At 42.9% G+C, this 26,282-nt stretch carries 29 protein-coding genes; 25 read left to right on the forward strand and 4 right to left on the reverse strand.

The window, feature by feature from the left end; genetic code table 11:
* Positions 1–364: 364 nt before the first annotated feature.
* The gene (locus tag P401_RS0104845) at positions 365–1,831 is read right to left on the reverse strand and encodes an IS1182 family transposase (RefSeq protein WP_029341475.1); all 1,467 of its coding nucleotides are present in this window, start codon (positions 1,829–1,831) and stop codon (positions 365–367) included.
* 334 nt (positions 1,832–2,165) lie between these two features.
* Here P401_RS0104845 and P401_RS0104850 point away from each other — a divergent pair, with 334 nt between their 5' ends.
* The 16 genes from P401_RS0104850 to P401_RS0104940 all read left to right on the forward strand — a co-directional run bounded on the left by P401_RS0104850 (position 2,166) and on the right by P401_RS0104940 (position 16,400).
* Complete coding sequence (locus tag P401_RS0104850; protein WP_029341476.1) at positions 2,166–3,467, forward strand: suppressor of fused domain protein; 1,302 nt, start codon at positions 2,166–2,168, stop codon at positions 3,465–3,467.
* Between the two features lie 16 nt (positions 3,468–3,483).
* Positions 3,484–4,023 (forward strand): hypothetical protein, encoded by a 540-nt coding sequence (locus tag P401_RS0104855; RefSeq protein WP_029341477.1) that lies wholly within the window; start codon positions 3,484–3,486, stop codon positions 4,021–4,023.
* A 29-nt stretch (positions 4,024–4,052) separates the two neighbouring features.
* Positions 4,053–4,709 carry a hypothetical protein gene (locus P401_RS0104860; RefSeq protein ID WP_029341478.1) on the forward strand — a complete coding sequence of 219 codons (657 nt, stop codon included), beginning with the start codon at positions 4,053–4,055 and terminating at the stop codon, positions 4,707–4,709.
* Between the two features lie 30 nt (positions 4,710–4,739).
* Positions 4,740–5,462 carry a DUF2750 domain-containing protein gene (locus P401_RS18260; RefSeq protein WP_081834701.1) on the forward strand — a complete coding sequence of 241 codons (723 nt, stop codon included), beginning with the start codon at positions 4,740–4,742 and terminating at the stop codon, positions 5,460–5,462.
* Position 5,463: 1 nt separating this feature from the next.
* Entirely contained in the window at positions 5,464–6,039 is a 576-nt protein-coding gene (locus tag P401_RS0104870; RefSeq protein WP_029341480.1) for a hypothetical protein, read from the forward strand.
* Between the two features lie 25 nt (positions 6,040–6,064).
* Positions 6,065–6,730, forward strand: coding sequence for a hypothetical protein (locus P401_RS0104875; RefSeq protein WP_051656247.1), 666 nt, complete (start codon positions 6,065–6,067; stop codon positions 6,728–6,730).
* A gap of 72 nt (positions 6,731–6,802) precedes the next feature.
* Positions 6,803–7,978: an SMI1/KNR4 family protein gene (locus P401_RS0104880; RefSeq protein WP_029341482.1), complete on the forward strand. Its 1,176-nt coding sequence runs from the start codon at positions 6,803–6,805 to the stop codon at positions 7,976–7,978.
* Positions 7,979–7,988: 10 nt separating this feature from the next.
* A complete protein-coding gene (locus P401_RS0104885; RefSeq protein ID WP_029341483.1) occupies positions 7,989–8,468 on the forward strand; it encodes a hypothetical protein in 480 nt (159 codons plus the stop codon).
* A gap of 16 nt (positions 8,469–8,484) precedes the next feature.
* On the forward strand, positions 8,485–9,117 hold the full coding sequence (locus P401_RS0104890; RefSeq protein ID WP_029341484.1) for a hypothetical protein: 633 nt from the start codon (positions 8,485–8,487) through the stop codon (positions 9,115–9,117).
* Positions 9,118–9,139: 22 nt separating this feature from the next.
* Positions 9,140–9,622 carry a DUF2691 family protein gene (locus tag P401_RS0104895; RefSeq protein ID WP_029341485.1) on the forward strand — a complete coding sequence of 161 codons (483 nt, stop codon included), beginning with the start codon at positions 9,140–9,142 and terminating at the stop codon, positions 9,620–9,622.
* A gap of 88 nt (positions 9,623–9,710) precedes the next feature.
* A complete protein-coding gene (locus P401_RS0104900; RefSeq protein WP_029341486.1) occupies positions 9,711–10,097 on the forward strand; it encodes a hypothetical protein in 387 nt (128 codons plus the stop codon).
* A 21-nt stretch (positions 10,098–10,118) separates the two neighbouring features.
* A complete protein-coding gene (locus P401_RS18775; RefSeq protein WP_051656248.1) occupies positions 10,119–11,123 on the forward strand; it encodes a DUF2716 domain-containing protein in 1,005 nt (334 codons plus the stop codon).
* A 5-nt stretch (positions 11,124–11,128) separates the two neighbouring features.
* Entirely contained in the window at positions 11,129–11,884 is a 756-nt protein-coding gene (locus P401_RS0104910) for a hypothetical protein (RefSeq protein WP_236627070.1), read from the forward strand.
* Positions 11,885–12,733: 849 nt separating this feature from the next.
* Positions 12,734–14,503 carry an AAA family ATPase gene (locus tag P401_RS0104925; RefSeq protein ID WP_236627071.1) on the forward strand — a complete coding sequence of 590 codons (1,770 nt, stop codon included), beginning with the start codon at positions 12,734–12,736 and terminating at the stop codon, positions 14,501–14,503.
* 132 nt (positions 14,504–14,635) lie between these two features.
* Positions 14,636–15,766, forward strand: a complete 1,131-nt coding sequence (locus tag P401_RS0104935) for an McrC family protein (RefSeq protein WP_034785967.1) — start codon at positions 14,636–14,638, stop codon at positions 15,764–15,766.
* Positions 15,767–16,148: 382 nt separating this feature from the next.
* Positions 16,149–16,400, forward strand: coding sequence for a hypothetical protein (locus P401_RS0104940; protein WP_029341492.1), 252 nt, complete (start codon positions 16,149–16,151; stop codon positions 16,398–16,400).
* A gap of 771 nt (positions 16,401–17,171) precedes the next feature.
* Here the strand turns inward: P401_RS0104940 and P401_RS17545 are convergent.
* From P401_RS17545 to P401_RS0104960, 3 genes are all read right to left on the reverse strand, one after another.
* Entirely contained in the window at positions 17,172–17,387 is a 216-nt protein-coding gene (locus tag P401_RS17545; protein ID WP_051656250.1) for a type II toxin-antitoxin system RelE family toxin, read from the reverse strand.
* On the reverse strand, positions 17,384–17,608 hold the full coding sequence (relB, locus tag P401_RS0104955; RefSeq protein ID WP_029341494.1) for a type II toxin-antitoxin system RelB family antitoxin: 225 nt from the start codon (positions 17,606–17,608) through the stop codon (positions 17,384–17,386). Before relB ends, P401_RS17545 begins: the two co-directional genes overlap by 4 nt.
* Before the next feature lie 242 nt (positions 17,609–17,850).
* Complete coding sequence (locus tag P401_RS0104960; protein WP_029341495.1) at positions 17,851–18,402, reverse strand: hypothetical protein; 552 nt, start codon at positions 18,400–18,402, stop codon at positions 17,851–17,853.
* A 160-nt stretch (positions 18,403–18,562) separates the two neighbouring features.
* Here P401_RS0104960 and P401_RS0104965 point away from each other — a divergent pair, with 160 nt between their 5' ends.
* The 9 genes from P401_RS0104965 to P401_RS0105000 all read left to right on the forward strand — a co-directional run bounded on the left by P401_RS0104965 (position 18,563) and on the right by P401_RS0105000 (position 26,280).
* Complete coding sequence (locus P401_RS0104965) at positions 18,563–18,811, forward strand: hypothetical protein (protein WP_081834778.1); 249 nt, start codon at positions 18,563–18,565, stop codon at positions 18,809–18,811.
* A gap of 250 nt (positions 18,812–19,061) precedes the next feature.
* On the forward strand, positions 19,062–19,319 hold the full coding sequence (locus P401_RS0104970) for a hypothetical protein (RefSeq protein ID WP_029341497.1): 258 nt from the start codon (positions 19,062–19,064) through the stop codon (positions 19,317–19,319).
* Between the two features lie 43 nt (positions 19,320–19,362).
* Positions 19,363–19,557, forward strand: coding sequence for a hypothetical protein (locus tag P401_RS18780; RefSeq protein ID WP_236627072.1), 195 nt, complete (start codon positions 19,363–19,365; stop codon positions 19,555–19,557).
* Positions 19,558–19,658: 101 nt separating this feature from the next.
* Positions 19,659–20,006: a hypothetical protein gene (locus tag P401_RS18785; protein ID WP_236627073.1), complete on the forward strand. Its 348-nt coding sequence runs from the start codon at positions 19,659–19,661 to the stop codon at positions 20,004–20,006.
* Positions 19,978–20,664: a hypothetical protein gene (locus tag P401_RS0104980; RefSeq protein WP_029341498.1), complete on the forward strand. Its 687-nt coding sequence runs from the start codon at positions 19,978–19,980 to the stop codon at positions 20,662–20,664. The genes P401_RS18785 and P401_RS0104980 overlap by 29 nt, the downstream gene beginning before the upstream one ends.
* Positions 20,665–20,799: 135 nt before the next feature.
* On the forward strand, positions 20,800–21,819 hold the full coding sequence (locus P401_RS0104985; RefSeq protein ID WP_029341499.1) for a LacI family DNA-binding transcriptional regulator: 1,020 nt from the start codon (positions 20,800–20,802) through the stop codon (positions 21,817–21,819).
* Positions 21,820–21,934: 115 nt separating this feature from the next.
* Entirely contained in the window at positions 21,935–24,148 is a 2,214-nt protein-coding gene (locus P401_RS0104990; protein WP_029341500.1) for an alpha-galactosidase, read from the forward strand.
* Positions 24,141–25,388, forward strand: a complete 1,248-nt coding sequence (locus P401_RS0104995) for an extracellular solute-binding protein (protein WP_029341501.1) — start codon at positions 24,141–24,143, stop codon at positions 25,386–25,388. Before P401_RS0104990 ends, P401_RS0104995 begins: the two co-directional genes overlap by 8 nt.
* A gap of 19 nt (positions 25,389–25,407) precedes the next feature.
* The gene (locus tag P401_RS0105000; RefSeq protein WP_029341502.1) at positions 25,408–26,280 is read left to right on the forward strand and encodes a carbohydrate ABC transporter permease; all 873 of its coding nucleotides are present in this window, start codon (positions 25,408–25,410) and stop codon (positions 26,278–26,280) included.
* The last annotated feature ends 2 nt before the right edge of the window (positions 26,281–26,282 follow it).

Consider the following 26,282-nt stretch of genomic DNA (forward strand, 5'->3'; position numbering starts at 1 on the left):
TAGAGTCGCTCTTAACATGCAATTCTTTTCTTCTGCTCACTAGATGCTACACTTAGACCAACTATTACATGTAAAAGGATGATGTGGATGTGGAAGGCACTATTATTTAATTCTGTTTGGATGGGCATCACAATACCAATTCTTTTGAGTATTACTTTTACAATTTTACACCCTCTATTCGTTTCTGGTAATAATGGTGTTCTCATGATTGTCGTTACTTTAATCATTGGCATAATCGATGTTTACCTAGCAATTCGGATTTGGACATGGATCGAAGAAAAGTCCTACAAACGAAAACGATACATGTGAGTGCAGCCTAACGGATGAACACTTTAAAAAGTCGCTTTATCTTTTTTCTTTGCCATTAGTCTGTTTTTTCTTTTTGGAGGCTGATAATTCGCTTCAAGTTGACCGCGATGATCGCCATCACGCTCTGCAATGTCATGCCTTTTAGGTCTGACGTTTTGTTTCGCGCCAAACCATACGTATTCTTCAGTTGATTGTTCTTGGATTCAATCGCGTATCGTTTACGACGATACGTTTTGAATTCGTCAGTCTGTTCGTACTCAAGCTGATCGCTGTGCTCCCTTGACTTCAACGATACGCTATACGTTTTAGATTTTGCCCCATCTTTATAACATCCTTCGCGCAACGGACAACATTTACATAGTACGATATCGAAAAAGTGTGTCTCTTGTTGACTTGCACCTACATTCTTTTTGCCTGTTCGAGACTTTCGGACGGCCATGTGCCCGGCAGGGCAGACGTAGCGGTTTGCATCTTTATTATAGGTGAACCCCTCAGCTCGATTCGTGGAGACAGAAAAGACCCGTGGATTCAATGGAGCGACGAGCTTACATCCTTGCGAAGCGACAGAAACTAGGTTCTCACGACTAGAATAGGCAGAGTCACCCACAATGTAGTCGAACTCGGCGCCAGCTATATGGCTCTTCTCAACCAGGCTGGTCAGTTGAATGCCATCTGCCGCTTCGTCGGACGTCACGATAACAGCTGTGATCACGCCATCCTCGGTCATTGCGAGATGATGTTTGTAACCAAAGAACGAGGAGTCAGCGCTTTTATGCCCGGTCCGGGCATTCTTGTCCCTTGATACCCGCAACTCGAAGTGTGCATCCTCCGTCAGTTCACGGACACGGTTCACCCGAGCCCGAATGTGCTCCCGTGATATCAATTCAGGCATTTCGGATTCAACAGTTTCAGCTACAGCGAGCGCATACGCCAAGAGTTGGTCGATATCTGCTTCATCCACTTTCTCTGGGAAACGTCCTTTCGTGTTGTCATTTTCTTGATAACATGCCTGCCGAAGCCGTTTCGCCTCTTCGATGACAACCTGCTTAATCGGTTTTTGTCCGTATCGAGCACGAGAATGGGTCGAATCAACAATCAACGTCCGACTATTTAGAACGCCCATCTCTTTCGCGATCCGTACTGTGTACGCAATCAACTGATCGAGTAGCTCGTCATTATCCATACGCTGACGCCGGAATTTTGTGAGCGATGAAGGATTAATGACATCCTCCTCCGGTGCCAAATCCAAAAAATATTTATAGGCAAGATCAGTTTTCGCCCGTCTGACGAGGTCGACATCGGACAGGTTTGAGTAGGCTTTCAGAAATAGATATTTAAACATCCGAACGGGATGGACCGCCATCCGTCCGTTATCATGGCAATACGTGTCCGCGAGCAATTCTGTAATGAAATCAAAAGAGACGAGGTCGTGAATGAGACGTAACTCATCATCCGCGGGGATTAACAAATCATAGAGAGCCCGATAAGGGCTCGGCGGCATATTCGGCAGGTCGGGCATCATCGAAATCGCCTCCAAATGTATTGATTTCAGCCAGTATAGTCTGGAATGGCATTCATGTACAGTAACCTCGTAGCAAAAGGCTGGTCGATCGAAAAATAAGAACAGAGGAGCATAGATCCCTTCGGGACGACGCTCCTCTGTTTAAAATTATATGAGGTTTTTCAGTGCCTTCGTATTGAACCGGAGTCATTTTTGTCGTTTTCAGATGTCACGATACCCTCCACAAGGAAAAAATAAAAAATCCCAAAATTGTATTATGAAATATATAATATATGGTAGAAGATATTTATTGAAAATGACATTTTTTAATGTCATGAAATGAGGATATAAAAATATGAATTACATAGAACACTTAGAAGCCCATTGTGGTGAAAGTACTGGTCACCTTGAGATGGAAGAATTACAAGATCATGCGATTCAATTGTTGCAGTTTCAAAATGCACCGTTTGCGAATGCGAATACCGTGACATCACTTGGATTATTGCATCACCCATTGCAATTCGAGAACGGTGCCATCGTCCATCAAGAAGTGATGATATCCGTCATGCAACCAGATGCCGAGTCGGATTTGATTGAATTGGTTTATCGCTTGACGCTAGAAGCATTGAAAACTGGACACGCATATGATTTAGGCGAGTACTTACCAATGCCGGATGGGTTGTTATCGAAGTACGGCTTCGCTGCCCTATATGTGACGATACCGTTCTACTTTGAAGAATCATTTCAAGTCTATAAAGGGAACGCAGCGTTCGGGGAACCGGAGGCGGCGTTACCCGTCTGGTTCGTACCGATCTTTGCTTCGGAAGTCGCATACATCGGACAATACGGTACTGAGGAATTTAATGAGATGATGTATGAAACTGAGATGCAGCTACTTAATTTAAAGCGACATCCGCTTGTGGGAGACGATGAAGCGATCGAAGCATTGAACGCTAAGAGACAACTCTTCGTTCTCGAGTGTGAAATCACGGATGCGTTTTTTAAAGACGAGATCCAACGACCGTTAGTACTAAATGGACCGTTAGCGAAGGCGTATCACATGAGTGTTGAATCGGGAGAACAGGGCGATACAGATCAAAATGAAACTTTTCTGTTTGATTTTCTAAATCATCAAAATCGTTTTCCGATCTACGCGACCTTTTTTGCTTTTGAAGAGGAAGACCAAGACAACAAAGCATTCTTCACGAAGCATCATATGTCGTTCACTTCACATGTCTTGTCTAGACAAAAACAAACGAACGGATGGTTACGAGGAAAACGAACATCGACAAGGGAGAGTCATTACTTCACGATCAAGATTGAAGATACTAAGATGCTCGAACTCATCCTTGAGCACGCTTGTGGAGCCGGAATGATGAACGAACTGTTCATGTTTTCGTATTCCGATCATCTGTCAATTCAACAAGAGGTCGAAACGACGTACCGAAAAACACGTGTCTTAGAAGATCGATTCGTTTATCCGGAGGATACGACCGTCGTGATTGTCGGTCATGATGGTGAAATGCTTTATCTGCTCTCGAACGAAGAACATTTCGCATATGATCTTCGGACGGACTGGGCGAAACGACTGCGACAACAGTTACCAAGCGATACGGTGATTCGCCAGCTGAATGGAGAATTGTTCGCAGACCTATAAGAAATGGAGGAGCGGCATGCAACTCATCAAACCAATTAACGACCAGAATCATTTTTGGCTGTTTGAGAAGGATGGACGGACACTCTACACCTTTCATGGCATCATGGGAGAGCGGTTAGAAGAACCAATGAGCCAGCAAAAGTTCTCGCGCTTTTTTAATCTGGATGCCTACATTCGAGAACTCGTAGCTGAGAAAGAAAAGGACGGATACTCGGTCGTTCAAGAAGCGGATTACCACGAAGTTGTCGTCGAGATCTTTTGTCAGGATACAGAGTATGACGTCATCTTTGAGCATCGTTCGAGCATTGAAGAAGACCTCAATGGATTTCTTTTTCAAATCGGCAACGGGTATTTTTTTGAAGATGAATTTGGTCCAGAAGCGATCGAATTTGTCCTTCATATCTTGGAGCCGTCTTATATCGTTGAACCCGTCATTGATTATTTTAAGGAGCAGTTTAATCTGAAGAAAATCCGAATGGGGCAGGCAAAAGTTCATTATGGCAGACGATTGACCGGGCTTTATCCCACAGGAAAGAATTTTAACCGGAAAAATTGAACGATGACGACACAGATAGGAGGAACAGTATGAACGAACTGACAATCGACGAATACTCTTTTCAGTCGAAGAGTATCCAACGTATGCTTCAGACATCCGAAATCAACGTGCTCAATCAATTACAAACCATCTACGAAATCATGTGTTATGACCATACAGTAGGTAGTTTTACCAGTGAATTGACGGAGGAGGTATTGTATGGCACGCTAGTTCGCTTCAATCATTTTCCTTTATATATCACGACTAATTTTGATGAGATTCGAGAAGATGAAATGGACCTCTTAGAGCGTTTAAAATTGCGCCCATTCGTTTGCCACGAACATCCCCGGTACGAAGGCGATCATCGGTATACCAGTTTTTATTGCTGTATCGAAGTGTTGGATGCGAATGATCTGCGTTTCGTTTTAGAAGAGTCCTTTTTTCGAGCTGCTTATAGTGAAACGTTCCTCATCACGTTCGCACGACCTACGTTTGAGTTGAAGACTTCTGGGATATGGATCTTTAAAGAAGCGAAATACACGCATGTAGTTGATGCACGTGATGGATTACCGTTCATCCTTCCGTCGCATGATGCGCTCGGTTTCATGTGGTTTTCGAATGGAGATGCCTTTCAAACCGTCGATCAACTAAAAGCGATTTTACCAACGGATTATCAGATTGATCATTTACTAAATACCTACGATTAATTCAATTGAAGATAAAGGGAGTCATACAGAATGACATATCAAAGTGGATTACCTGGCGTTACGGAAGAGAGACTACAAGAAGTAGAGGCAGTACTCGGCTTCGAGCTTCCGAAAGAACTACGAAACTGCTACAAGCGCGAAAACAAGTTCAATGTCGGTGAATGGGAGTTTCATCCGATCAAGGACGAGAAGTATATCAAGCGAACATGGGACGACCTTGTTCGTATCAATTTGACAGATGCAGAAGAGTATCCAGAAGGGTTCTTGCGGATTGCGGCGGACGGAACAGGTGACGAACTCGGATATCAGTTACCGGACACAGAGACGATCGTCTTGTGGGACCACGAAGAACAAGAACTATTTCCGGTAGCACCGACGTTGAATGCGTTCGTTGAAAAGGAACAACAAATGGAACAGAGTGCGGAACAAGCAGAAGACTTCTTACAGACAGTTCTCGAGACGGGTGCTGTCTATGGTCTATCGAAGTTGGAACAGTCGGGTTGGGCGTACTGTCCGTCGAATCAAGAGGAAACGGACGTCCTATTATTCTTTTCGACGGATGCGGCGGCAAAAGCACTGCAGACGAAGGAATGGGCGAACTATCATCTGATTCGCTTAGACCTGGATTTGTACATGAATGGCTGGTTACCGAACATGATTAACGACGGACTGTATTGTGGCTTGAACTGGGGACCGGAGCTCGTCGGACTTGAGCTAGATCCAGAAGATGTCCTAGCAGATCTGGAGAGTTAACATGATTCAGACACTCAGTAAACAGGTGGATGGCATTACGTACTTTTGGTACTTGTATCGTGATGGTCGAATCATCCAAATCTATCACGGTGTCACCGAGCAATGGAAGCTTGATCAAGATGTCAGCGATGAGAAGGAAGAACAGTACTCGACGAGGCGTCAAGCGAAACGACGGATGGAGGAACTAATTGCTGAAAAGCAAGCGGAAGGATACAAGCAGGATGATATTTACGGGATACAACCTGGACGAGAGGAACGCGAGAAGTTTCGACGACGGACGTCCTGGTTCGCCTATCTTCTGGTGGGACTAGGTCTGTTTCAGTTCGTGACACCGTTCTCTGTCTTACCAATTGTAGTATTTGGAATGGGTATTCCCTTGATGTTTTTAGCTTTTCTCGGTAAAGGTTATCTTCCTACATGGCTTCGAATTGTCTGCTTCATTAGTTACTTTTTCATGCACGTGATTCATCAGCAGGAATCGTATATCCCGTATCTTTTCCCGATTCTTTCGATAGGCACGGGAATACTATTATGGTTTCATCTTCGAAAAACGAGACAACAAATGAAAGTGGAGTAATGACATTTTTAAAAGGAGATGAAACATGTTACTTCTAGATAAGTTACTACAAGATCCTGCCGTTTCTGAGGTACCACGTTTACATAGTGCTCTTCTTGCGAAAGATCGCGGTTTGCGAAAAGCGTGGTTAGTACATATGGAGAGGTTCATTGAAAAAGCGAATACATGGAACTTCGAGCGACAGCGGATGTTTGTGAGTTGGTTATTGTCTACCTGTGAAGGAGAGACAGAAGCTTCGTTCCTATTGATTCATCCGCTAAAAGAACGTCTTCTAAAACCGACTTTGAAGAAGTGGATGAAAGAGATGCCGGATGACGTCCGACCGTATCGTTGGTATGGTCTTTTCTTTGATGAAGATGACCGTTACATCTACTTACAAGAAGCGATTACGCGAGGGGGAAGACAGGAGCAGTTAGCAATTGAGAAGATGATTGATCATCACTTGTATGGACTTTGGTATTCTTTCCACCATCTCAATGAAGACTTGTATTTAGGAGAAATAGAAGAGGATGCAGCAACCTTAACAGAGACTTGGTTGTTAATCGAGCAACTCGAAGATGCGGTTTTGAAATCGGAATGTATTAACGAATGGCAGAAAATGAATCAAACCTTAACGGATTGGGTTCGTTTCCGGCAAGAGCAAACCACCGGATTCATGGAGTGGCGTCTGCAACAAGAATCAAAGGATTGAGTTTGATTAATCCCATGACATTAGCAAGTTGGAAATGTCCTCTCCGTTATATTTAAGAAAGAGGTATACACCATGAAAAAACTAGGCACGTTTACAAGTCACAAAGGGAATTTGATTGTCTCGGATCCTGCTTTCCTTGAGCCGGATATAGAATACAACGTGACAATTCCAGTTGAACAAGGTTCGATTTGGACGGTCTTCTATGACGAAGATGAGTTCGAATCAATCAATTTGCTTTACCTAACAATGAATGAAGAAACGAAGATGGATCCATCCGATTTCGAGCCGTTATCCGATCTAGTCGTCGTCGATTCAGCGCAGCTCGTCATCATGAACACAGCGGATTACGGGAGACGGGAAGCCATTGATTGGGAGATTCGAAATACGCTAGAGTTCGACGAAGAAATCGACCCGTTCTATATCGCAATCTCAGATGAAATGATGGAAGACGAGATCTTCCTGTTTCCGTTCGGTGTCGCCGTTCAGTTAATGGGGGATGGACACTATGAAGTCCTCGTCCGACGAGAAGACGAGAACGTGACAGGGATCGCGATCGTCCTTGGGGAACATGAGGCTTTTGAAGAACACGATGACGAGGAAGACGTGTCACTAGAAGACGTTGAAATGCCGCTCATCAAGAAAGAAAGACATCCATCAGGATCTGATGATAGGTTTCTGGCGAATGTGCTAGCTTCCATGGAGAGATTCTATGGAAAAGACCACAAAAAACTAAAGTACAGCATTCTAATCGAGGGGCAAAAGGTAAGGCATGAGCTTTGTTTGTATGATCGCTTACCAAAAATTCAAAGCTACCGAGTGTCCGTTGAGAGTCCTTGTCCGGAAGCCCGTATTCAAGCATTCGAGACCGATCATTTCGCGATTCCGGAGTGGTATAAAAATATTTTGCGAGTCTGTAACGGGGTACGTTTTACCGAAGAGTTGAACTTATACGGTATACCGCTGGCGAGCTGGAACGGGTTATCGCATGAGATCCAAGACAATCTTTCGGTTAGTCTTGATGAATACGCGTTAACCGAGTTCGATGCGATCCGCGACAAATACTTCTTTTTTGGTTCGTCGTTTAGACAGGACGAATACTATGCAGTATTAAAAGAGCGTCCAGACGAAGCTGTCTATTGCTTCGACTATAGAACGTTAAAACTCAAACCGAAGGCAACGACTTTCCAAGATATCGTCCGTGATGCGTGGCGCGCGTGTAATCTGAAAGCACTCCATAAAAGAATGTGAGGATAATCTCATGAAAATAATCTATTCCCATGAAGACTTACTCGCTCTCGAAGATCCCTTTGAATATGAGGTAGGATTGCCGATCCGCATCAGAGAACTGCCGGCTTCCGTCATCGAAGAGGAGATTCCGGATAGCCGCGAACATTTGGATCGTCTTCTAAAAGATGGTTATACATTGGTCATTCAGAAACCGCGAATTCCAACCCTGCCCGTATTCGCAGGGTTATCCTTGATAGCGGAGAATACGACTATGAAATTGTATATTTACCAGGCAAATCATTGTGAGGATGCGTTATGGGATGTTCTGTCCAAAAATGAATACGATCGGTACTGGGCTTATTTTTTATTGAAAAAAATCGAAGGTGTCAGATTCGAATTGCCTTATACGCAACCATTACAACACTTACTCAGACTCACTCATCTTGGTACGAATCAACTCGTGTATCTACAGTTTGAAACGTATCGAAGCGTGACGTGTCAGTGGGATTGAAAAAAGGAGATTCTTCATGAAAATGTATATCGAAGAGCATATCGATGCGACACGCGTCTACCCTTGGCTTGCGGATGCGAGTTCATCGATTCGTTGTCTATGCGTAGTCGGTGAAATGCTTTTGTTTCCAGAAGACATCGTCCAATTCAAACAAATCAGTAGTGAGATGTTCCGTGATGAGCTAAAGCAAAAGCATGCATTGAGTACCTATCGCTTTTATATAGTAGTGTGTGTCGGAAATGAGTTTCAGTCCAAAAGAATCTTTGATTATTACAAGCTGTGGCGTTTGCTCGAACGAGAAGAGATGCTCGAGGGCTTCACCTCCCGAATGGAAGTAGCGGTTAAAGTGGGCAAAGAACCGTACTACGTTGGGATTGCTGAATTTGGTATCGAACAGCTCTCGACAGCTATCGAGATGATTAGTGATTCTCCAGCTATGTATATCATTATTTGTGCGAATCATGATCGACCGTCACACTGTCAGGAGTTACTTGATCAGGTGCTCGACATCGGCTTAACAGAAAGTGGAGGTTTGCCAGTCGTCGAGATGGTCACGACACTGACCGCACAAGGTTATGCCGTCTGCACGTGGGGAAGTTCGAGTGAAGAACAGGAACTACAGTGTTTTTATACGGCAGCCTTCTTATAACAATGTAGAAAGAAGGAATTCGATGAGTCTGCGTGGCGTATCGTTTGAAATTCCGAATGAACCGGGACGTGTCTTGCTCGACATATTAAGTGCGATTGAGATGAAGGCGTATGATTGGTTTCTTCGTAACTTTGATTTTCCGATCCAAACCATGGATGGGGAGTTGTATGACAGTTTAGAAGAGTTTTCAATCGATCGGATAGCGACAGGACATGAACTAGCGAAATGGCTAAGGGGAACAAGCAATTACCTAATCTTTGCTGAATTGTTTGCATTTCAAGGTGGTCAGACTGAAGAAGTGGGAACGACGTATGAGTGGTTTCAGGAAAGCAATTGTCAAATCGCGATTTTGGTGTATGACTGCACATACGTAGATATCTATTGTAAGGAGAAGCACGTATCTGAAGCGTTTTATGAGAATGCGATGAAACGTGGGTATACCGGAATCGAGTGGGTGACCGATGATAATGATCCTCGGACTCGTTTGTCGGTATGGGCAGAATAAGACACTGTTCAGACGAACAGATGTAATCTGTAAGCGTTTAAGGTGAGAGCTATGAACTACGAAGTTTTGATAAAAGGAGAGAAAAATCATGAATCAAGAGATGGAAGAGTTCGTTCAAGCGGTCCATCGGACGGTCGTTCAGGATGGTATGGCAGACTATAAGGACATCTATGAAGAAGAAGTCGATCCAAACGTCAATGACTATACGGCCTGCATCGCGTTTTACCAACAGTCGAGCGAAGCGGATCAAAAACGAATGAGACAGATGATGGAACAGACAATCATCGATACGGTTTCCCATGTATTTGGCATCATCGATGGGACTTCAGGACTAAATGGATCTGCGCTTGAAGCGAAACTGGCACTTGTCCGAGTCGACGAAGCAGGAGATCCGGTCGAGACCGTAGAGACAGATGGTGCATTGCAAGATACGTTTTTAGGCTACATAGAAGATCGTGACTTGAACGCATTGTGAAGGAGGGAGCGGGAACAACTCATGATTCTACTGATAAAACAAAACGGCGCGGATATGCTCTACCAAACAATCTATACCGAGGGACGCATCATCGTGCAGCACGAAGGAATCGTTGGAGCATGGGTGAGAGAAGAAGACGTAAAACAGATGCGCGTTTCTCGCTTCAAACGATTAGGTGTACAAATTTTTCAGCTGATCGAGAAGTTTGAACGTCAAGGCTATCGCGAGCTGAACGAGACCGATTATACGGAACTGGTTGTCCAGTTTTCTTATGAAAAGGATCAGGAAGAAACAGCGCTCGAGCGACGTCACATGATGGAAGAAGTAATCAATGATGGTTTGCTTCATACGGGGAACGGCTACTGCGAAGGGGGAGATATTGGTAATGGTACGACGAATATCTTCTACCACGTCCTTGATATCGAGGCAGCCATTACACTAATTTTTGAAGAAATGAAAGCACGCGATGTACAAGACAAACCAAAAATTGCAGTACAAGAAGGAGCAGCATACACCGTTCGATACCCTGAAGGAGCGCCGTTCGATCTGATTGGTGAAGGCAAGCCATGGAGCTGGATTCCGATGACGCAAGCGGAGGATGAGAAGGTATGGCACGTCATTGATCAACAATTGCAATTCGCACCCAGTACGACAGTTTTCCCCTCATACCATGCCCCGAGTCCGTTCATTACATACGAAGTGGATTATGAAAAACGAGAAGAAATCGAGCAGGAGCTAAAGCGTATTCTGACCGAGCTGACTGTTGAAGGAGAACGCGTCATGGCGCTCGATTGGAATCATCAAGGGTATTGGATCGACCCAAGGCGTCCGTTTCTTCGAAATGAAGAAGGAGACTGGATGATTCCAGCAGTTCCAGATGGCGATTACTCCTTTTTCATCGCTCGTGATTTTCGCTGGGGATATCTCGGTCACCCGTGGGAGGGGAGCATCACGTTGTTTGGAGAAGATCTGATTTCTGCGTTCCAAAGAACAAAGATTTTTTCGAATGAAATCCGAAGAGGGTGAGTAAGATGAAAATGACCTTTCAACGAAACGACTGGATTGATCTGTTCCGAGAACTGCTGCCACACGACGATTGGAAAGACCTCGTCCGTCTTCAAGTGAGTCAGCACTCGTATCCGTTTGAAGTAAAGTTACTGGACCGACTACTCAAGCAGAATCCAAATATCGGTGATTTTTCGAATTGGACGGTTCGATCTCACATGATCATGACTGACGCCTCACAGCTTGAAAGATTTCTCGAACATCTTGTCATCGAACAGCAGGAAATAGCGACTGATGCAGAGGTGACGCTTATCATACAAAAACAAGGACAAGGAATCATCCGGGTCACAAACGATTGTGTCTCGATGTATGGAGTCGCATATGAAGAGCTCGATGATGCAGGGACAGAATATGAGAACTTTTTCGATGCGATTTTACCGCATGCTACGTTTCCGGTCGAGGTCGTCTTTTGTGGTCGGGATGTTTTAGAAAACGATGATTCGATTCACGTGATGACGTTGCACGATTCCAATTGGCAAGCGGTGTTGGAAGAACATTTACTGCATTTGCTGAATCGAAAGGAAATGACGTCAGGATTATTTTCGAAAGATGCACGTTCCGCGCAGCAAACGCTTGAGGACTTCATGTCTGAGTTCTCGTTATTGATGCCCTATAACTTCATCGTGACCCGCGATGCAACAGATCGATTTGGCATGCTCGATCACTTTTGTACGAATGGGAAAATTGCACATTTTGGAAATATCGGTGTAGTAAATAAATGATCGTAAACGCATAAGGAAGAAGAAAACGCTGGTCAACGGTGGCGTCGTTTTAGATGGTTTAACCTTGTACTTAGACAATGTCTGCGATGGCATGGATTTTTTCAACCATCATTTCGGAATAGAATTCATTCGACAGGTGGAGTTGACTAAAAATTTTATGAAGGATAGTTCATGAAGCATCTGGAATTGAAAGCTATAACTCATTTAAATATTGATGCTGAAATGAATGCAAAAACTCTTAAATCGTATCTCTCCAAATCTTTTAAGTTTAGAAAAATCTATGTATAAAGCAGAAACAGCCCTTGATTCTCATAAGTTGTTATTTATATAAACGCATTTGGCTTTTATATCTTAATAAAAATAAATCTATATATTCCTTTTGTAAGAATAATACTTTGAAATCATTTTAACATTAAGGAATATTCCATTACCTATAGGGTGATGTACAACATACTTACGACGATAGAAGAATTGTTGGGAAGGAGTAAAAAATGAAAAACGAAGTTACAACGATTCTCTTCGAGTATCTTGCAGGAGAAGGCGACATATTGAATGAACAAGCTATCACTATACAAGAAGCTGAGAAACAATTCTATGAAATCTTAATGAGTGGTAGCAACTTGGTATTAGCAGATGGGAACAGGTTAATAAATAGACGGAAACGATTATGGGGAGTCCTCAAAAAAAGGGTACGAAGAACTTCCTCATGGACTACAAGTAGACCTTCGATGGAATCGGGAAAAAGAACAGGTTGTTTTTCGTATTGTACTTCAGTGTCGTTATGGAACAGGAACAAAAAAACGTTATCCTTCGGATGAAGATTTAATCCGACATAGTCGGCTTTTAAGCTTGCCTTATCTTAATGAGGATGGATTCCAATATGAATCACAGTCAGAAGTTGAACATCCGGATACGTTAAAAAAACAAGTTGAACATGAGCCAAGTAAGAACATAGAGTTAGTTTTCATCCATAATATAGATGTTCGTACAAAGAATAAGAATAAAGAACTGACTCATATATTATACGAAGCAATTCAACGAATGATACCTAAATATGAAGCAATTCTAGAAACTGCTCCTGCTATAACTGAGGAGCAAGCACCAGCTTCAGTTGACCATGTTAAAGGAGGAGTAATAGTGCATCCTAAGAATATGATATTACAAGGTCCACCAGGAACGGGCAAAACCTATCATACGGTCTTATACGCCGTCGCCATCATTGAAGGGAAGTCTATTGATGAAATTCAGAAGGATGGATATCCGGAAGTAAAGAGAAGATACGCAAAATATCGAGACGAGAATCGAATCGCCTTTACGACATTCCACCAGTCATATGGATACGAAGAGTTTATCGAAGGCATCAAACCAGTCGTAGTAGCTGATCAGAACGAGATTGGGTTTAACATCGAGTCTGGTATTTTTAAGGAGTTTTGTGATCTTGCTGCTGACGGACGACGATTTGGTGGATATGACGTTTCAATTGATAGTGAGGCACGTATTTGGAAGGTTTCTCTTGGAGGATCAGGGGGTCATCCGCTCAAGAAAGTTTGCTTTGATAAAGATATCATGCGGATTGGGTGGGATCAATATGGAGAAGAGCCCTTCAAAAGTACGGTCTCCATGAATCCTTCTGAGCGAAGTGTTTTAACATATTTTTACGAAACGATGAAAATGGGCGATATTGTTCTATCATTGAAAGACGAACGGCATATTGATGGTATTGGAATTATTGAAGGGGAAGCCGAGTGGTTGGAAGATGAAGATCACTACAAACGTAGCCGGAAAGTAAACTGGCTTGCTAAACATATCTCACTTGATATACATGAGATGAATATGCGGAAAAATTTGACACGGAAGACCGTGTATCCTTTAGATCGTCTGTCTGTCTCGCAAGTAGAACGCATGCTTGAAAGTGAATACGGTATCTCGAATGTAAACGTTCAAAGCGAAAAACCGTATGTGTTCATCGTCGATGAAATTAACCGCGGGAATATTTCAAAGATTCTAGGAGAATTGATTACGCTCATTGAACCGTCAAAACGACTTGGAGAAATGGAAGAGACGCTTGTTAAGCTCCCATACTCTAAAAAGGAGTTTGGTGTTCCGAGTAACATCTATATTATCGGAACGATGAACACGGCTGATCGTTCTATTGCGTTATTGGACACTGCGTTGCGGAGACGCTTCCAATTCATCGAAATGGCTCCAGATCCGCGGACACTTCGAGGTATTTCTATCAAAGGTGTACATTTAGAATATGTCCTCGATATTATGAATCGCCGGATTGCAGCACTATATGATCGAGATCATATGATCGGTCATGCCTATTTCACGTCACTATCATCTAGTGACGACATAAGTGCATTGCAGCAAATCTTCTTAAAATCAATTATTCCTCTATTGCAAGAGTACTTTTTTGATAATGTTGAAAAAATAAACGCTATATTCGGAAATGATAAGACTTATCCAATTCTCATTCAAGATGTGCCAGCCTTTGGATTGTTCGACTCCTCAATTGATCCAAATGACTTAGAGACAAGCTATCGTATCAATTATGCCATTCTTGCTCAACCTGAGACATATCAAGCGATCTATGGGAATCAATATGCAAACGTATGACGTTATTGAGGTAATGGAATATGAAGACATCATGTGTACAGGACCACGTCGAAATGTCGATAAAAAAACCTTTAAGGAACTAGAAAGTCTCATGCTCGAACTATCGGAAGAGGGGGGGATGGATTAGATTTCTTGACGCTATCTTCAAGGAAAGGTGTCGGAAAAGTGATTCGCGCTAGGAATTATGTTGGTGTCTTACAGATGCCAAGCGGCAGACAACTTCAAATCCTTCCAAAAATTGATGCAACAAACGCAGATGCTCGCACAGCGATGCTTAAAATGCTGAAAACGTTACGTACATTCCCGAGTAAATCTTTTGATGCAACGGAACTGGGAAGCTCGAAAATGCCAATGTTTGAAGTCTACATAAGTCTTTTTCTTCGCGAAGTGTCTAAGGTAGTCAAAAGAGGATTGAAGTCCGACTATCGCACGAAAGAAGAAAATGTACGCTTTTATAAAGGGAAGATGAACTTTGCGCGTCAGCTTACCATCAACCATGTCCATAAAGAACGATTTTATGTTGCGTTTGATGAATACAGCATCGATTGTCCAGAGAATCGAATTCTAAAAAAAACATTGATAAAGGCTATGCTGATAGCATTAGATCCAAGGAATCGTCACGAGGCACGTCGTCTCTTACATCATTTTGATGGTGTTAGGGAGAGTCACACGCTTGATCAAGAGTTCGCGAGTATTACTGAAAATCGAAAGAATGGATATTATACAAATTGCTTAGAATGGTCGCGACTCTTACTAAATGACTTCAACATCTCCAATTTGGTTGGTCATACGCGGACTCAGTCTCTCCTTTTTTCAATGAATCAGTTGTTTGAAAGTTACGTCGGAAGACTCATCGAACGTCATACTGGAGAAGGCTGGGAAGTATCACTTAAGAAGCCGACAAAGTATCTATTCGATAGCGGATCGTTTAGACTCGTTCCAGACATCGTTATGAAGTATATATGTCCTGTCGATAAAATAGCAAAGACACGAATCATTGATATGAAATGGAAGGTTCTTAATCCTAAGGTAAATAATTTGGGGATTTCACAATCAGATATGTATCAGATGTTTGCATATGCTAAGAAGTACGCGAGTAAACAAGTAATTGTCATATATCCACTCGTTGAGAGCTTCGCTGCTGATCAGAGAATATTTCGCTACATGAGTGAGGGTATTGCAGTGTATATTTATCTACTGGATTGTGTAAACGGAGAAAAAGATTTGATGCGATTTCTTGAAGATCCAGAGCGTCAGATATAGTACGTCTTGTATCGATATCCATGATTAGACACTATGAAGTTGTCGAGGGAAGGTTCACAAGGTGTTCAATTGAGTCATCAATTATGAAGAAAAAAAGAATACATAGGATTAGTTAGCGGTGTTATACCGCATCTTATATGCATCAAACCATAGTGATCCAAAAGCAGAGATACTTGATTATCATTTCGTATTAGCTATTGGATATGAGCATACTTCGTATGGTGCTTATTTTGTTATTAATAATCCTGATAATTGTGCAGATAGTAAAGATAATCATTGGTATAAATGGAACACTTACAATTATTATCTGACGATGATTTGTGCTAACTATAATAGCCGTTAATAATAATTTAATAATGAACTGAAATGGAGTGCACCCATCATGAATTCTAATAAAAATCCAGAAGTAACATTAATAGTACTACTAATCATATCTGGTTTTCTATTTTATTTCGGGAATCAGATGACTGTTGCTCCTGGAAGTAGTAGTGGGAATGGTAATTTAGCGATTCTTGCTATGATTGCACTTATTTTCATTATTCCTATTTTTATTTTTTTCTTAATGAATACTCTAAAGAATCTAAGATTAAAATTGGGCTACTTAGGAACTTTGATAATACTTTCTTTGTCGTAGATGATTATTGGATTCTTGTATCAATCAAATGAGTATTCAAAATACAAAAACTTGGTTAAAGAGATAGTATTAGCTAAAGGCGTGACTAAAGATTTGGATTATATAGATAGCATAACCAGTGGCATTTTTTCTCCTTTTATGAATTCACAGTTCTTCAATTTAAATACGTATGTCATGTTTGTCTGTTTCGTGATTTTTGTAAGTAGCATGATTATTTTATATTTTAAAAAAGAAGAACGCGGCGACCGCGGTATTTAAACGATGGTTTCGATCGATGGTAAATCTTAAGACTCAATCTCCGGAAGCTAGAGATTGAGTCTTTCATTTTGAAGGACGAATGAGAGTATTCTAGGAATCGTCTATCATAAATTTATAACGATTCCTTAGCCTAGCTAAATTATCATCTTCTTAAAAAGTCATGGGAAACCCCATTAAATAACTTAATGACAAATAACTTAATGACGTTTGTGTAGAAAAAGGCGTATACATATTTCTATATCGAAATGTATACGTCTTTTTCTACACTCTTTAAATCTATTTTTACGAACATAATCGTTGATAAAATAGGTAGATGAAGAGATGTGTTCCTTGGTTGATTTTCATATTTTGTCAAATAGGATCAATTACTGCACCTGATCAGACAGATACACATGTACGAAAGAACCATAAAAAATAAAAAAATTATATATAATTACTCATATATGTAATCTAGTCACCTTATTTATAGATATCCTGACGGTGCCCAATTTCAAAGATCAAGATGACGACTTTTCAATCTTGAATGTTAGTAATCAGACGGTAATCACCGATGCAATACAGCCATTTGCCAAAGCGATTCGAGTCGAGACCTTTACCATGACGACGCGGATCATCCATCCCGACCAGATTCTTCTTGATCCAGGACATGATGATCCGCGCTTGTGAGGGCTCCATTTTCTTAAGAGATTTTTGAGCCCAATGCTCAAACTCTGCTGTATATGCTGTCATTCTAAATCAAGTTCCTTCATCACGTCGTCGAAAGAGATAGATTCTGATTTTTTACGATATGTTGCCATGAGATCATGGTAGAATTGTAAATCGATTTCTCCTTCGATACGGTCGATGACGATATCGCGAACGAGTGAAGAAATCGTGATGTTATTTGCCTTTGCATATTCTTTTATGAGTCGTGCATCCTGATCATCCAAACGTATGGAAATGGTGCTCATGATTATCATCTCCTCTGTATTATATTGTAATACAGATTAAGCTTTACACATCATGAATGGGAAGAATTTAAAAGTATAAATCATATCTCTCACTACAAGAGTTTAAGTTACAAAATTTGAACAATCACCATCATTGTAGAAATTGTAATGACTGCTAAAGGATAAACAACAACTACTTGTGTTGCATAATAGGAAATTATTATATCCGATTTAGTTTTCCTTAGGCGTAGCTTTACGTTATTTTATTTTTCTGCCTCTACTTCATACCTCTCTAAAAATTCATCAACAGAGACTTTTTCATTTACTTCACTCGTTGATTTACTCGAGGAAATGGTGTGAGATGATCCTTTTAAATCATCTGGACTCGATTGAATTTCAAGCACTAATGTATCACCTAAACCCGTTTCAAGCCCACTCTTGAAGTTAAAAGTTCGTGTTACATAAGCTTCAGCATAATTTCGTTGATTTTCGGAGTACACTTTTACGTTAGAAATTTTATAACTAAATGAATGTAACTGTTGTTTATCCATTTTTGTACTAGATAGAAAAATTAATACAGCCTCGTCGCGTGAAGATAATCTGGATTGATTGGTGTGTGCTAACGGCGTATTGTTTAAAAAATCCGCTTTTTGTTGCTCCAGGACTTTCGTGAAAAAAGTGAAGGCTTGCTCCTTTGAAATGGTGCTTTCAGATTTTTCCTGTGAAATATTAGAAGTCGCTATTGCGTTACTTATCAAAAAACCAGAAGATAGAAGTACACCTAAAGAGAGTGATAATAAAATAGTTTTCTTCAATATCAAAACCTCTTTCTGTTGTATGGATAATGTTACTATATAACAAAAAAAGCCAATAAAGGAAAGGTTGAAAAAGATGGGTAAATCGAATTCTAAGAAAAAGAACAGAAAGAAAATAGTCCTGATATGTTTCGGAACGCTAGCCATCATCGTACTACTCATGCCGATCCTATCACCGGTTCTGTTTACGGATGCTTCGCCGAGAGGTGCTCTAAGACACGAACTTTATAAAGAAGGCTATTTCTATCAAAGTTACTTTGCAATCATTACGGAACAAGATCCGCAAGCGGAGCGTTACAACATGTTTTGGTTTGATTGGAAAAGTGAAACGGGCGGAACTCCTTTTGTCTGTTATTCGAAGAAAGTGAGTGAAGAAAAGTACGCGGTCTCTTGTGGTACAGGTCCATGACCTGATTTTTCGGATAAGAATCTTACATAAGAAAAGTGAATACATCATGCGAAATAGGAGTGCAGGCTGGTGCGATGGATGCGTACATAGTTTTGCACTCCTTTTGTAAAAAAGAAGATATAAAAGAAAAAATCATACATAGAAAATTTTTCAATGAAACTTAATAAAGGAAAATATCGTAATTATTAGTTGTATAATAACTTCATGAAACAAACATATTCAAAGAATACAAGTGTCGGAGGAGACGTTGATGGTGGTACCGTTTCTTGGACTTGGTGTCGGGATGTTCTTGTTGACGTTAGGCATCTATTTCATCCGCTCAAAGCATGCGAAAAAGACACCGTTAGCGGGACACGGGGATAGCGTCGACACGGTAGATTCATTCGTACTCAGTATCATTCTGTCAATTGGCGTCATCCTATTTTGTTCGTTGACCGTCAGACATTACGGTTACATCTGTGTCTTAGGTGGACTGTTCATACTATACACTGTCAGCGCAGCATGGTGAGACCCATAGGAATGTAGAAGGTAAGATAAAAGGAGCACAAATCATGATTCAATTAGTAAAACAAATCGGCGATCGTGTGCATCACATCGTCTTTCACCAAGAGGGGCGCACTTTATTCTGCCGGGAAGGTGTTGCCCAAAAAGAGCAGGCAATCGATAGCGAGGATATGATGGAAACGAATGAAGAGTCCGCAACGAAGCGGATTGTTTTCAAGAATCCGTTCCTCGCTTATCGTTAGAAAAAAACATGGATACGTGAAAAATTAGACGATGGCTACATCCGTTCACCTTTTGCTTTGTATAAAGAAATGGATTTTCGAACCGACAGACGCATCATAAGTTGCGTATTTTAAGCGTTCTATTGATCTTGTTGAGTGGATTACTGACGCTGACAGGTAGCTTACCGATTCCAGGATATGTGACATTCGTTGTTCTGACTCTGTTCTGGCCGCGTGATCTCGAAAGAAAATCAGCACGTGCTCGCTTCTATCGTTGGTCTGGTGGACTCTTCTTATTCGCCTTAGCGGGCTCATCAAAAAACTATCTATCACCAATCAATCTCTCGATTAACGGAGCGGTCTATCTCATCTCAGGATTTATTCTCCTGTTGTATGCGTCAGAACAATTACAGGAACTTGCGACGAAAGGAATCACATATCATGACGAATCAACAAACGAAGGTGATTGAACTCAAGCGCGACAATGGTCAAGCGACCGACTATTGGGTCAGTTACCGGATGGGGCGCACGCTGTATCAGGTATCCGTGCAAGAGCAAGCGGATGGTCAAACGGATGAAGGGGAGGTCGTCAAAGAACGTTTTCCGTTTTATTTCGGGATGAAGAAACGAATGCTTGAGTTAGCGGAAGCGAAAGAAGCACTTGGTTTTCGACCGTTGACTGAAGCGGAGAAAGCAGCGCCCGTCATCGAGGAAGAGGAAGCGCAGCTCGATCCTGCTTTCTTTAAGCCTGCGATCCGATACGCTTGGTTGATGCTCGGTCTCGGCATTCTTCTTTTCCTTCTTCCTTCGCCAATCTTGAACGGACTCGCGTTTGGGCTTGGCTTATACATCTGGTATGAGACGTTCGGACAGCCGGGAATGCCGCGCAGCTATCAAAGATATTTCCACGGGATGCTCGCGGGATTGACGATCTTACAGGTACTATCAGCGTTAGAGTTCGAGCGCGTCGCGCAACCGTACTATGCGACGAATTGTGTGATTTCCGCGATTGTACTAGTGCTGCTCGTCGTTCAGCACCGCTTGAAAGAGACCGATCAAATCGGTCAGGAGGAAAGTATTCGGGTTAGGAAAATGAAAGACATCGATCTCGATCATTTAGATGATTGAACACGAGTAAATAGGAATCGTTGGATGAACGAAAGCAGGCAGAGATTCGCCTGCTTTTTTCTTTGTGTTGAAACAACTCTATTTGTTTAGTAAAATGGGTTCACATTTTACTACTGTTCAGAGGAGTGAGGAAACATGGCAAGTATTCGAGAGGTAGCAAAATTAGCTGGTGTGTCGATTGCGACGGTTTCGCGTGTGTTGAATGCAGATGAAAAGTTATCAGTCAGTCCAGAAACCAGAGATAAGGTGTTGCAGACGGCAAAAAAACTGAACTATAGTCCACGGCAAAAAAAATCGTATAATCAGCGGATTGCGACCGTTGGCTTAGTGACGACAGTCAACGAAATACAAGAAATCGATGATCCTTATTTCAGGTCGATTCGTCGCGGCATCGAAAGTGAAGCGGAACGCCAAAAAGTAAGTGTCAACAAGGTCATTCGTTTATCTGAGAAAAAGGCGGACCTTGAAGGATTAAATCATTTAGGCGCGATTTTAGTACTAGGTACCGTCGCACCAGATATGTTAGAAGTCTTATATCAAAAAAATCCGAACATCATCGTGATTGACGATTCCCAAGCAGATGCGCGGTTTGATGCCGTCTATTCTGACTTTAAAAGTGCGACGATTGCGAGTCTTGAGCACTTTTATGCGCTCGGTCATCGGCAGATCGCGTTCATCGGTGGTCATCGTGTCATCATGAATCAGCACGGCGAGTCGTTCATGAGTGAGGAAGAGGATCGATATCAGACGTACGTCTCTTGGATGAAGCAAAAAGAGTTGTCTGAACATATACACGGGTTGCTCGGAGAATGGAAAACACTCGAAGGACTTCGGTTAGGGGAGCAACTGACTGAACATCAGGATGTCACCGCGGTACTCGTCGCCAGTGATCCGCTGGCAGTCGGTGTGTACCGGGCATTCCAGCGAAACGGTCATCAGATACCGGAAGACATCTCCATCTCGAGCTTTGATGATATCGAAATCGCCGAATTTTTAACACCTTCCTTAACGACAGTGAAGGTCGAAACAGAAGAGCTAGGAAAGTTCGCCATCAAAATGGCTTTGGAACGAATTCGTGGCGAACGTCATCTGCCCATCCGCCTCATGATTCCCGCACAACTGATAAAACGAGAAAGTGTATCTCCTAAAAATTGAAAATAGTGTTGACAAAGTGTTTACTAAACTTTAAGTTATAGATATGTTTAGTAAACGCTTTTTTATTTTGTCCCAAAATGAAAGCGTCATCAATTGAGGGGGTTGGGTTTTGGAACTGATTCATGTTAACGAAACAGAAGGTATATTTCACTTAACAAATCGTCATTACAGCTATATCCTTCGTATCGAAGAAGGACATGTCGTCGCCCAGGAGTATTTTGGTCAGCCAATCAAAACGTATCATGGAGCGCGAAAATACCCACGGATTGATCGATCGTTTTCACCTAACTTTCCGGATGCTACGGATCGATTGTTCTCGCTCGATACGCTCCTGCAAGAGTATCCCGGTTATGGGACGGGGGATTATCGTTCACCAGCGCAACAGATCAAACACGAAGATGGGTCAGATGTAACAGACTTTCGCTATCGCTCATATGAGCGAATCAACGGAAAGCCGAAGCTGGATGGTCTTCCCGCCACCTATATCGAATTGGAGGAAGAGGCGGAGACGCTCGTCTTGATATTAGAAGATGCAAAGGAAGAACTCGAGTTGCATCTAGCATATACCGTCTTTCGGGATCGACCGATCTTATCGCGATCCGTCCAGGTGCATAACGTCGGTACGAAAGCACATGACATCCAAAAACTGATGAGTCTGTCACTGGATCTCCCGTCCCAACAATTAGAATGTCTGACGTTGAATGGTACGTGGGGACGTGAGCGGATGATGGAACGAGAGACGATCACACGAGGCATCAAGGTGTTTGACAGTAAACGTGGTTCGAGTAGTCACCAAATGAATCCGTTTCTCGCGATCGTCTCACCAGAGGCGACGGAGTACAGCGGAGAAGTCGTCGGATTCAGCTTGGTCTATAGCGGGAGTCATCAAATGACGATTGAGAAGGACCCCTATGGACAGACGCGGATTCAACTCGGGATCAATCCATTCGGTTTCCAGTGGCAACTGAATCCAGGTGAATGTTTTCAAACGCCCGAAGTCAACATCTCTTACAGCCAACACGGCATGATGCAAATGTCGCAAGCCTTTCACGCGCTGTATCGCGAGCGCTTGGCACGCGGGAAGTTCCGGGACGCTGATCGACCGGTTCTGATCAATAACTGGGAAGCGACGTACTTTGACTTTGGTGAAACGAAAATCAAGCAAATCATGGAGGAGAGCGCTTCTCTTGGCATCGAATTGTTCGTGCTGGATGACGGCTGGTTCGGACGACGAGATGACGATTACTCCTCACTCGGAGATTGGTTCGAATATCAAGAAAAGATACCGAACGGACTGAAACATCTTGCGGGTCATGCCCATGCTCAAGGGATGCAATTCGGGTTATGGTTCGAGCCGGAAATGATTTCGAAGAATAGCCAACTTTTCAGAGACCATCCGGACTGGACGATTCATATTCCAGGTCGTGGACGATCCAAAGGACGAGACCAGTACGTCCTGGATTTCAGTCGAAAAGAGGTGCGAGACAATATCATCGAACAGATGACAGCTGTACTTGACGCAGTCGAGATTGATTACATCAAATGGGACTTCAATCGGAACGTCACGGAAGTCTTTTCGACCGCGTTGCCGAGCGAGTTGCAAGGCGAACTGCTGCATCGCTATGTGCTCGGACTCTACGAAGTACTAGAGTTCTTGACTGCACGTTATCCGAATATCCTGTTCGAAAGTTGTTCCGGTGGCGGCGGTCGATTTGATCCCGGGATGTTGTATTACATGCCGCAAACATGGACGAGTGACAACACGGACGCCGTCGCGCGTCTGAAGATTCAGCACGGTACGAGCATGGTCTATCCGATCTCGTCGATGGGCGCACACGTCTCTGCGGTCCCGAATCATCAAACGCATCGCAAGACTCGTCTTGCGATGCGAGGTCACGTTGCGATGGCGGGTGTATTCGGATATGAACTTGATGCGACACGGTTGTCGGAACAGGAGAAGGCGATCGTCAAACAGCAAATCGCGTTTTACAAAACGCATCGGCGTACGCTCCAATACGGAACGTTTTATCGGTTGGAGAGTGCGTTCACGAGCAATCATCCAGCTTGGATGTTCGTCTCACAGAAGCAAGACGAGATCATCGTCTGTGATGTCACCATCTTGAGTGAAGCTGCGGCACCGATTCGGACGCTGAAATTGAGCGGTCTCGATCCTCAAGCAATCTACGAATTAGAAGGAGTTCGTTACGGCGGAGATGAGCTCATGTACGTCGGATTATATGTTCCACCAACCGTCAACGGAGATTTTGACAGCCGGTTATATGTCTTGAAAAAAATACAAGAACATTCAGGAGGCAATCATGATGAATAAGTCGATGAAATTAGGAATGGCAGGCATTCTCTCGTCTTCATTATTGTTTGGAGCAGGCTGTACGATGGGAGCGAATTCGGATCAGACCGAGATTGAGTTCTTTTCACAAAAAGTCGAGATGAAAGCAACGTTAGATCAAATCATCAAAGATTTCGAGAAGAAGAATCCCGACATCGATGTGAAACTGACGAGCGTCAGCAATGCCGGTACTGTTTTAAAAACGCGGATTGCTGGTGGTGACGTCCCGGACATCGTTCATACCTATCCACAAAACGCGGATTTCAAAGGGTGGGCAGCAGATGGGAAGTTCGTTGATTTATCGAAGGAGTCGTTTTTAGGAAATCTTAAAGATGGTGCCGCAGAGTCGTATGCTGTTGATGGAAAAGTCTACTCGTTACCGCTGAACTCGAACGCTTGGGGCTTCTTCTATAATAAGACGAAATTCGATGAGCTCGGTCTACAGCCACCAAAAACGTGGGCTGAGATGAAGGAAGTCGTCGCAAAAATCAAAGACGCGGGCGAGACACCATTTGCGAGCGCATTGACGACAGAGGACTCGTGGACAGTGAACGGATATCATCAACTTGCCTGGGCAACGGTCACAGGTGGATTCGAACAAACACAGGATGCACTCAAGAACAGCCCAAAAAATGGCATCAAAGTCGGAGATCCGAACTTTGAAGCAGTCGCGAACGAACTGAGTCTCGTCAGCGGAAATACGCAAAAGAATGCGAACGGTGCTTCGTACAGCGATGCGGTCGCTGTATTTGCGAATCAAGAAGCGTTGATTTTCCCGAACGGCATCTGGGCACTTCCAGTCATCCGGGACCAACAGCCTGATTTCGAAGTCAGTATGTTCGCATACCCGGGAAAACAAGCGGGAGAAGAGATGACGGTCGGAGCAGCCGATTTAGCGTTATCTGTCTCAGCGTCAGGATCGAAAAAAGAGCAGTCAGCTTCGAAGAAGTTCTTGTCGTACTTAACCGAAGGGGACGTCATGCAGAAATACTATGATAAGGATGGCTCGCCAACGTCCGTCAAAGCCGTAAAGGCAGACGGATCCTTCAAAGAAACAAAAGCTGTCTCGGATCTTGTCTTCTCGGATAAACAAATCATCTGGTTGCATTCCGAGTGGCCGTCAGAAGAAGAGTTCTGGCATTTGACGGTGGATTATATGAATAAAGGGGATAAGAAGAAGCTTTCGAATGATCTCAACACGTTCTTCAATGAAATGAAATAATCGAAAGGGAGTTGCCTCCATGAAAGAAAAAGGATTCGTCAACCGCTACTGGCCCTATCTCTTCATTATCGTGCCGCTCTTACTTCAAATTATATTTTTCTTCATTCCCTTGGTTCAAGGTGTCATCTTCAGCTTCACCGACTGGACAGGCTTGACTAGCTCCTATCACTTCATCGGGATTGATAATTATATCTCGATTTTATCAGACACACGTTTCCGGGATAGCATCGGCTTTACGTTACTCTTTACAATCGGTCTCGTCGCTGGTCAAATCGTACTCGGCATCGCGATTGCTAAATTATTGAACCGTAAAATCAAAGGAGTCGGGCTGTTTCGGACAGCCTACTTCTTTCCTGCTGTCATTAGCACCGTCACGCTAGGCTTGATTTTTAAGCAGTTCTTCAACTACGGTCTCGTACCGCTCGGTGAATACTTACAGATTGAATGGCTGTCGCAAAGCTTGATCGCAAACGAAGGAACGGCCTTCTGGGGTCTACTCTTCGTCGCGCTTTGGCAAGGCGTCGCGATTCCTGTCGTCATCTTCTTAGCGAATCTTCAAAGCATTCCGAACGAGATTCGTGAAGCGGCGTCCATTGACGGAGCAAATGCGTGGCAGACATTTAAAAAAATTGAACTACCTTTCCTATCGCCAGCAATCAGCATCGTCTTGATTCTCGCCATGAAGGCGGGTTTGACTGCGTTTGATTTAATCTACGCGTTAACGGGTGGAGGACCAAGCGGCTCGACTACATCACTCGGACTACTCGTCTACAACTATGCGTTCAAAAATAATCAGTTCGGTTATGCCAGTGCGATTGCGATCGTACTGTTCATCATCATCGCGATCGTTTCGGTCATTCAAATCAACTCGTCCAAACGGTTCGAAGTTTAAGG

Origin of the sequence: Exiguobacterium acetylicum DSM 20416 (assembly GCF_000702605.1) — a bacterium.
In the GTDB taxonomy this organism is placed as follows: domain Bacteria; phylum Bacillota; class Bacilli; order Exiguobacteriales; family Exiguobacteriaceae; genus Exiguobacterium_A; species Exiguobacterium_A acetylicum.

Bases quoted from the DNA above. Each gene is read 5' to 3' on its own strand.
- P401_RS0104845 (WP_029341475.1), bottom strand. From the start codon at position 1,831: ATGATGCCCGACCTGCCGAATATGCCGCCGAGCCCTTATCGGGCTCTC.
- P401_RS0104850 (WP_029341476.1), top strand. From the start codon at position 2,166: ATGAATTACATAGAACACTTAGAAGCCCATTGTGGTGAAAGTACTGGT.
- P401_RS0104855 (WP_029341477.1), top strand. From the start codon at position 3,484: ATGCAACTCATCAAACCAATTAACGACCAGAATCATTTTTGGCTGTTT.
- P401_RS0104860 (WP_029341478.1), top strand. From the start codon at position 4,053: ATGAACGAACTGACAATCGACGAATACTCTTTTCAGTCGAAGAGTATC.
- P401_RS18260 (WP_081834701.1), top strand. From the start codon at position 4,740: ATGACATATCAAAGTGGATTACCTGGCGTTACGGAAGAGAGACTACAA.
- P401_RS0104870 (WP_029341480.1), top strand. From the start codon at position 5,464: ATGATTCAGACACTCAGTAAACAGGTGGATGGCATTACGTACTTTTGG.
- P401_RS0104875 (WP_051656247.1), top strand. From the start codon at position 6,065: ATGTTACTTCTAGATAAGTTACTACAAGATCCTGCCGTTTCTGAGGTA.
- P401_RS0104880 (WP_029341482.1), top strand. From the start codon at position 6,803: ATGAAAAAACTAGGCACGTTTACAAGTCACAAAGGGAATTTGATTGTC.
- P401_RS0104885 (WP_029341483.1), top strand. From the start codon at position 7,989: ATGAAAATAATCTATTCCCATGAAGACTTACTCGCTCTCGAAGATCCC.
- P401_RS0104890 (WP_029341484.1), top strand. From the start codon at position 8,485: ATGAAAATGTATATCGAAGAGCATATCGATGCGACACGCGTCTACCCT.
- P401_RS0104895 (WP_029341485.1), top strand. From the start codon at position 9,140: ATGAGTCTGCGTGGCGTATCGTTTGAAATTCCGAATGAACCGGGACGT.
- P401_RS0104900 (WP_029341486.1), top strand. From the start codon at position 9,711: ATGAATCAAGAGATGGAAGAGTTCGTTCAAGCGGTCCATCGGACGGTC.
- P401_RS18775 (WP_051656248.1), top strand. From the start codon at position 10,119: ATGATTCTACTGATAAAACAAAACGGCGCGGATATGCTCTACCAAACA.
- P401_RS0104910 (WP_236627070.1), top strand. From the start codon at position 11,129: ATGAAAATGACCTTTCAACGAAACGACTGGATTGATCTGTTCCGAGAA.
- P401_RS0104940 (WP_029341492.1), top strand. From the start codon at position 16,149: ATGAATTCTAATAAAAATCCAGAAGTAACATTAATAGTACTACTAATC.
- P401_RS17545 (WP_051656250.1), bottom strand. From the start codon at position 17,387: ATGACAGCATATACAGCAGAGTTTGAGCATTGGGCTCAAAAATCTCTT.
- relB (WP_029341494.1), bottom strand. From the start codon at position 17,608: ATGAGCACCATTTCCATACGTTTGGATGATCAGGATGCACGACTCATA.
- P401_RS0104965 (WP_081834778.1), top strand. From the start codon at position 18,563: ATGCCGATCCTATCACCGGTTCTGTTTACGGATGCTTCGCCGAGAGGT.
- P401_RS0104970 (WP_029341497.1), top strand. From the start codon at position 19,062: ATGGTGGTACCGTTTCTTGGACTTGGTGTCGGGATGTTCTTGTTGACG.
- P401_RS18780 (WP_236627072.1), top strand. From the start codon at position 19,363: ATGATTCAATTAGTAAAACAAATCGGCGATCGTGTGCATCACATCGTC.
- P401_RS0104980 (WP_029341498.1), top strand. From the start codon at position 19,978: ATGACGAATCAACAAACGAAGGTGATTGAACTCAAGCGCGACAATGGT.
- P401_RS0104985 (WP_029341499.1), top strand. From the start codon at position 20,800: ATGGCAAGTATTCGAGAGGTAGCAAAATTAGCTGGTGTGTCGATTGCG.
- P401_RS0104995 (WP_029341501.1), top strand. From the start codon at position 24,141: ATGAATAAGTCGATGAAATTAGGAATGGCAGGCATTCTCTCGTCTTCA.
- P401_RS0105000 (WP_029341502.1), top strand. From the start codon at position 25,408: ATGAAAGAAAAAGGATTCGTCAACCGCTACTGGCCCTATCTCTTCATT.